Source organism: Actinotalea ferrariae (genome assembly GCF_019733465.1).
Classification (GTDB): Bacteria; Actinomycetota; Actinomycetes; order Actinomycetales; family Cellulomonadaceae; genus Actinotalea; species Actinotalea ferrariae_A.
In genome coordinates, this window is the sequence record NZ_JACVQL010000300.1 from 1 (window position 1) to 5,766 (window position 5,766).

Consider the following 5,766-nt stretch of genomic DNA (forward strand, 5'->3'; position numbering starts at 1 on the left):
TCGCGCTCGCCGAGCGGATGGCCGTCCCCGCGTCGGCGCTGCACGCGCTGCCCGGCGCCGTCGACGACGTCGCGGGCGCGCTCGTGGAGCCAGGGGGCAACGCGCTGCGCGCCGTCCTCGCGGCCGACGTCGCCCCCGGCGAGCGCCTGCTCGTGCTCGGCCCGGGCACGATCGGCCTGCTCGTCGCGATGCTGGGGCGCGCGGCGGGCGCGAGCGTCCACCTGCTCGGACGGGAGCCCGCGTCGCTCGACGTCGCCGCGTCGCTCGGCTTCGAGGCGTCGGACCTGAACCACCTGCCCGACGGTCCGTGGGACGGCGTCGTGGACGCGACGAACTCCCCCGCGATGCCCGCGCTCGCCGTGCGTCTCGTCGAGCCCGGCCGGCGCGTGGTCTTCATCGGCCTGTCGACGACGCCGAGCACCGTCGACTCGCGCGACCTTCTGCTCGGAGACGTCACGGCGGTCGGCGTGCTGAGCGGGAGCCCGGGACTCGCCGGGACGATCGAGCGGTACGCGTCGGGCGCCGTCGACCCGCGGCCCCTCGTCGCGGCGACGGTGGGTCTGGGCGACGTCGCCCTGGCGCTCGCGGGCGTCCGGCCGGCGGGTGCCGGGCCCGGTCCCAAGGTGCACGTCGACCCGCACCGCTGACGAGCCGTCGAGCACGGCCGGGCGTCCGGGAGAACGACCGTGCCAACGCTCAGAGCCCCTGGATGAAGGCTGGGGCGAAGGCGTCCGTGAGATCGTCCGGCGAGGTCAGCGCGCGCGGAGCAGGTACTGCGCGTCGACGCCTACCGCGGCCGCAACGTCGTGGAACGGTCCTCCAACGCCCTCAAGCACTGGCATGGCCTCGCCACCCCTACGACGAACTCGCCCTGACCTACCGAGGCGGCGCAGTCCTCGCGGCGATCCTCGCCAGGCTCCGCACGCCATAGGGAGACACGTCCTAGCGCATCGCGGACCACCAGTTCCCGTCGAAGTTCCGGTCGACGGTCTCCTGCGACTCCACGTCGACGCTCAATCCAGCGACCAGGTTCTCCGGCATCCCGGCCGCCAGGAGGTGACCCCGCACCACCTCGCGCGGGACGCCGTCGCGCCGCATCGCGCTTCGCTCGGCATCGGTAGCGACGATCCACCAGACGTTGGGCTGCAGGTTGTACCCCAGGAACGGGTACGTGCCGGTGACCCCGACCGATGCCAGCTCACGGCAGGCCGCCTGCGAGGCGTCGCCCAGGATCCGCCTCATCCGCTTCGCCAGGTCCGGGTCCTCGCGGAGGTTGGGGCGTCTGAACGAGCTCACGGGCGCAGTGTCACGCACGTCGCCCGTCCTGGGCTACTGGGGCGCGGGGTGAGACGCCCGCGACGCGCCCCTCGTCGGCGGGCTGCTCGACCCCACAGTGTGCGGCGAGAAAGCGTTCTTGCTCGTGGTGCGGGTCGCTGCCGAGCTGGCGAACATGCGGCTGCGTCCTCGCCCGGTGACCTAGCGCTCACGGCGTATCGATCGACCGTGACGCCTTCTGGTCGTGGGGAGCGGCGTCCAACGTCGGGACGAGCAGGAGGCGGCCGACCGGCGAGAACCGGCTCATCAGACGCCGCACCGCTGCGGTGCACGGGTAGCCCCCGCGGTCAACGTCAGGCCCGGCGGCGCCGTCGCACCCGGTGAGCGCTGAAGGCCACGCCAGCTCCGAGCACAACGATGCCGAAGGACGTCCAAGAGAAGAGCCCCGTGTCGTCGGCAAACAGCGCACGCAGCACCAACGCCGTCAACCCACCGAGGACGAACACGGCGACGTCGACGAAGTGGTCACCGGCACCGCGTGGACTCTCGAGATACTCGCGCTCCTCGACGGGTCGCATCCTCGGCTGTTCGGTCACCACGTCAGACCGGCCTTCCATCGCTGTCGCCCGCTCTGTGCGAGCCGACAGCCACGGTATTGCACTGAGCACAGCTAGATCCTCGCGCACCATCGGCGCCGCACGGTCATGCCGCTGACCGGGAGGCCGGCTTTTCGCCATGCGGGCGAGCGCAACCGCCAGCGGGGTCAGCGCCAGCCGAGGCCGGGCGCGACGTCGTTGAGGAGCGACTGGAGCAGGTGGGCGTTGTAGTCGACGCCGAGCTGGTTCGGCACGGTGAGCAGCAGGGTGTCGGCGGTGGCGACCGCCTCGTCCTCGGAGAGCTGTTCGACGAGCACGTCCGGCTCCGCCGCGTACGTCTTGCCGAACACCGCGCGCAGGTGCGGCTCGATCTGGCCGAACTGGTCGGACCCAGTCCCCTCGCGGCCGAAGTAGAGCCGGTCGAGGTCAGTGGTGATCGGCATGATCGAGCGGCTCACGGACACACGTGCGTCGCGCTGGTGACCCGCCTCGCGCCACGCGTCGCGGAAGACCTCGATCTGCCGGCGCTGCTGGACGTGGAACGGCTCGCCGGACTCGTCCGCCTTCAGGGTCGAGCTCATGAGGTGCATGCCCTGCTCGGCCGTCCAGCGAGCCGTCGCGTCCGATGCAGCGCCCCACCAGATGCGGTCCCGCAGGCCCGGCGAGTGCGGCTCCGGTCGCAGCAGACCGGGCGGGTTGGGGAACATCGGTCGTGGGTTCGGCCGCGCGAAGCCCTTGCCCTCGAGAACCCCGAGGAGCACCTCGGTGTGGCGGCGCGCCATGGCCGCCTGGTCCTCACCATCGGCGGGCTCGTAGCCGAAGTAGCGCCAGCCGTCGACGACCTGCTCGGGCGATCCCCGGCTGACGCCGAGCTGGAGGCGACCGCCCGAGATGAGGTCCGCGGCGCCCGCGTCCTCCGCCATGTACAGCGGGTTCTCGTAGCGCATGTCGATGACGCCGGTGCCGATCTCGATGCGGCTGGTCCGGGCGCCGATCGCGGCGAGCAGCGGGAAGGGCGAGGCCAGCTGGTGGGCGAAGTGGTGGACGCGGAAGTACGCGCCGTCCGCTCCCAGTTCCTCGGCGGCGACCGCGAGGTCGATCGACTGGAGCAGCGCGTCCGAGGCGGAACGCACGGCGGACTGCGTGGAGTCCGTCCAATGGCCGAAGCTCAGGAAGCCGATCTTCTTCATGCCTCGTTCAACGTCCCGTCTCGTGCGGCATTCCCCGGGACCCGGAACGTTCGGCGCCCAGCGGTGGTGCGGCGGGCGGCCATGCAGAGTGCTCCACCTGCTGCATCACGTCGCGCAGGCACGCGGGGCGTGCTGCTGGCGGACCTTGTCGACGACGACGCCCCACCTGAGGGGCCCGGCGACCAGCACCCGGTGCACGACCGCACGGTGATGCCGCTGGCCGGTACACCCGCCTCGCACGGTCATGCCGCTGACCGCCCGCGCCTAGGCTGCCGGGGTGGGCCACGCACTGGACGACGGACCGTTCTTCCACGGCACCAAGGCCGACCTGCGTCCCGGCGACCTCCTGACGGCGGGCTTCCGCTCGAACTATCGCCCCGAGGTCGTGATGAACCACATCTACTTCACGGCTCTCGTCGACGGTGCGGGGCTCGCCGCGGAGCTCGCGGCGGGCGACGGATCGCCGCGCGTCTACCGGGTCGAGCCGACCGGCCCGTTCGAGGACGACCCGAACGTGACCGACAAGAAGTTCCCCGGCAACCCCACCCGGTCGTACCGGAGCACGGCGCCGCTGAGGGTCGTCGACGAGGTCACCGCCTGGACACGGCTGACTCCCGAGGCCCTCGCGGCCTGGAGGGAACGTCTGAGCGCCCTCCTCTCGGACGAGCGCGGCGAGATCATCAACTGATCTGCTGCGAACGATCAGCGACGGCCGGTGGCCAGCGGTCCTGGCGCCAGCCGTCCCACGTCGCGAACCCCGCCGGCGGCTCGCCCACCGACTCGGTGCCGTCGAGCTCGCCCGGGGTGGGGACGTCGAAGGCGGCGGCCCACGTGGCGAGCTCCTCGTCGGAGATGGGCCACGTCGTGTGCGGTTCCTCGGCCTCGCGCCGGTCGAGCCGGCGTCGCTGCTCCTCGGGCGAGAGGGCGCAGTACCGCAGCTCCACCGCCGCGCCGACGTCGGCCGCTGCCTGCCGCAGGGCGGAGCGCTCGTCCCGGCTCCACAGTCCGAAGTCGAGCACGACGTCGACGCCGAGCTGGAGCGCGCGCAGCGCGATCGCGATGAGCCGGCCCTCGATGACGTCCGTCGCCGACGGTGGGTTTGCGAGCCCGTAGAGGGCCTTCACCCACTCGTCCTTCGTCAGGCGAAGAGCCCCTCGCTCAACCTCGATGCGCCGCGCCGCGGTGGTCTTCCCTGTGCCCGGCAGACCGACCGTCAGGAACAACGTGGGCTGCATCGACCTACGGGGCCCCGGCGCCGATGTCCGCGTCCGGCGCGGGCACGCCACCCGTAGGCGCCGCGCCCGAGAGCTCGCCGGTGGGGTCGGGGGCGGGCGGATCCGTCGGTTCCGGCTCGCTCGGCCCCGGATCGGCCGGCGGGGCCGGGTCGACCGGCGGTTCGGGTGCGGGCGACTCGGGTGCGGGAGGCTCGGTCGGTGCAGGCGCCGGCGGCGCGGGCAGCGGCGGCACGGTGACCGGCGGGGCCGGCACGGGCGGCGTCGGGACGGCGGGCGTCGTCGGTGGTGCGGACGGGGCCGGGGCCGCCGACTCGGGCGCGCGCAGCGAGGGCGCGAACACCCGAGGCCGCGGGTCGGCGTCACCCCGCGCGCGGTCGTCGTAGCCGCTGTCCGTGCCGAACTCCCAGTGCCACGGCTCCTGCGGCCCGCCGCCACCGGGCTCCATGATCGGCGGGTGGTACCAGCCGAACCCGGCGGCGTGCGCCTTCATCCACAGGTAGCCGGGTGCGTCGAAGTTCCCCAGCCCGCCCATGTCCGCGAGATCGACCGCGACGCCGCGGCCGTGGTTGGACGAGCCGGGCGCGGCCGCCAGCCCGCCGTGCACGGCCTTGATCTGGACCTGCCGCTCGTAGGTGCGGTACGCGCTCGTGACCCGCAACGCCTTGCCGGTGCCTGCGCGGTATGCGGCCGCCAGGCGGTCGAGGGCTGCCGCCGCGTCGCAGCGGAGGTGGTAGGTGGGTGCGACGTCGGGCGAGCAGAGCGCGCTGAGCGGGATCCGCCCGTTGGGCCAGCTGTCGGCCTCGGCGGCCAGGCCGGCCAGCCGGGCGTCGCCCGGGACACCGACCCCGGCGGCGGCCCCGATCGCCGTGAGCCCGACCGCGCTCTCGAGCTCCGTGAGCGACGAGACGGGCTCGGCGGCGGCCTCGACCGCGCGCTCCGCCCGCATCGCGAGCGCGAAGACGTCGGCGGCGGCGTCCGCGAGCTCGCGGGCGAGGGTGAGGTCGGCCATGGCCGACGCCGGGCCGGTGTCGGCACGCGGGGCCAGGGGTCCCGGACGCAGCTCGCCCCCTGCGACGACGGCGTCCGCGCGCTCGACGAGTGCCGCGAGGACCGCGCGTGCCTCCGCGAGCTCCTCGGGGTCGACCGGCTCCGGCGCGTCCTCGTCGAAGAGCCCCTCGTCCACGTGCTGGTCGTCCGCGTACTCCTCGTCGAGGTGGTCCTCGTCGTCCGCGTACTCCTCGTCGTCCCTGTACGCCTCGTCGTCGTCGTCCCTGTACGCCTCGTCGTCCCGTTGCTCCGCGTCGTCCAGGTACGCCTCGTCGACCGGCTCGAGCGGGTCGGGCGCCCGTGCGCCCGCGAGGTCGCCGAGCTCCTCCGTCCAGGCGAGCGCCGCCGGCGCCGGTCCTGGCTCCGGCTCGGGCGCCGCCGGCACCGCCCCCTGCGCGGCCGCGGTGCTCACCACCTCGGACG

7 protein-coding genes are annotated in these 5,766 nt (G+C 73.7%); 2 read left to right on the plus strand and 5 right to left on the minus strand.

Translation table 11 applies throughout. The annotated features are described in order from the left end of the window. The coding region (locus ICW40_RS18280) for a zinc-binding dehydrogenase (RefSeq protein WP_221655429.1) at positions 1–647 on the plus strand (647 nt) is incomplete at its 5' end. Between the two features lie 295 nt (positions 648–942). On the opposite strand, the gene ICW40_RS18285 is transcribed toward ICW40_RS18280, so the two are convergent. The 3 genes from ICW40_RS18285 to ICW40_RS18295 form a co-directional block, all read right to left on the minus strand. Continuing rightward, positions 943–1,296, minus strand: a complete 354-nt coding sequence (locus ICW40_RS18285) for a hypothetical protein (RefSeq protein ID WP_221655430.1) — start codon at positions 1,294–1,296, stop codon at positions 943–945. Positions 1,297–1,628: 332 nt separating this feature from the next. Next, a complete protein-coding gene (locus ICW40_RS18290; protein WP_221655431.1) occupies positions 1,629–1,964 on the minus strand; it encodes a hypothetical protein in 336 nt (111 codons plus the stop codon). A gap of 74 nt (positions 1,965–2,038) precedes the next feature. Continuing rightward, on the minus strand, positions 2,039–3,061 hold the full coding sequence (locus tag ICW40_RS18295) for an LLM class flavin-dependent oxidoreductase (protein WP_221655432.1): 1,023 nt from the start codon (positions 3,059–3,061) through the stop codon (positions 2,039–2,041). A gap of 277 nt (positions 3,062–3,338) precedes the next feature. Here ICW40_RS18295 and arr point away from each other — a divergent pair, with 277 nt between their 5' ends. Continuing rightward, positions 3,339–3,749 carry an NAD(+)--rifampin ADP-ribosyltransferase gene (gene arr, locus ICW40_RS18300; RefSeq protein WP_221655433.1) on the plus strand — a complete coding sequence of 137 codons (411 nt, stop codon included), beginning with the start codon at positions 3,339–3,341 and terminating at the stop codon, positions 3,747–3,749. On the opposite strand, the gene ICW40_RS18305 is transcribed toward arr, so the two are convergent. Both ICW40_RS18305 and ICW40_RS18310 read right to left on the minus strand, forming a co-directional pair. Continuing rightward, the gene (locus ICW40_RS18305; protein WP_221655434.1) at positions 3,742–4,296 is read right to left on the minus strand and encodes an AAA family ATPase; all 555 of its coding nucleotides are present in this window, start codon (positions 4,294–4,296) and stop codon (positions 3,742–3,744) included. The genes arr and ICW40_RS18305 overlap by 8 nt on opposite strands. A 4-nt stretch (positions 4,297–4,300) precedes the next feature. After that, the coding region (locus tag ICW40_RS18310; protein WP_221655435.1) for a M15 family metallopeptidase at positions 4,301–5,766 on the minus strand (1,466 nt) is incomplete at its 5' end.

Coding starts and splice junctions, on each gene's coding strand:
- ICW40_RS18305 (WP_221655434.1), bottom strand. CDS start 4,296: ATGCAGCCCACGTTGTTCCTGACGGTCGGTCTGCCGGGCACAGGGAAG.
- ICW40_RS18290 (WP_221655431.1), bottom strand. CDS start 1,964: ATGGTGCGCGAGGATCTAGCTGTGCTCAGTGCAATACCGTGGCTGTCG.
- ICW40_RS18295 (WP_221655432.1), bottom strand. CDS start 3,061: ATGAAGAAGATCGGCTTCCTGAGCTTCGGCCATTGGACGGACTCCACG.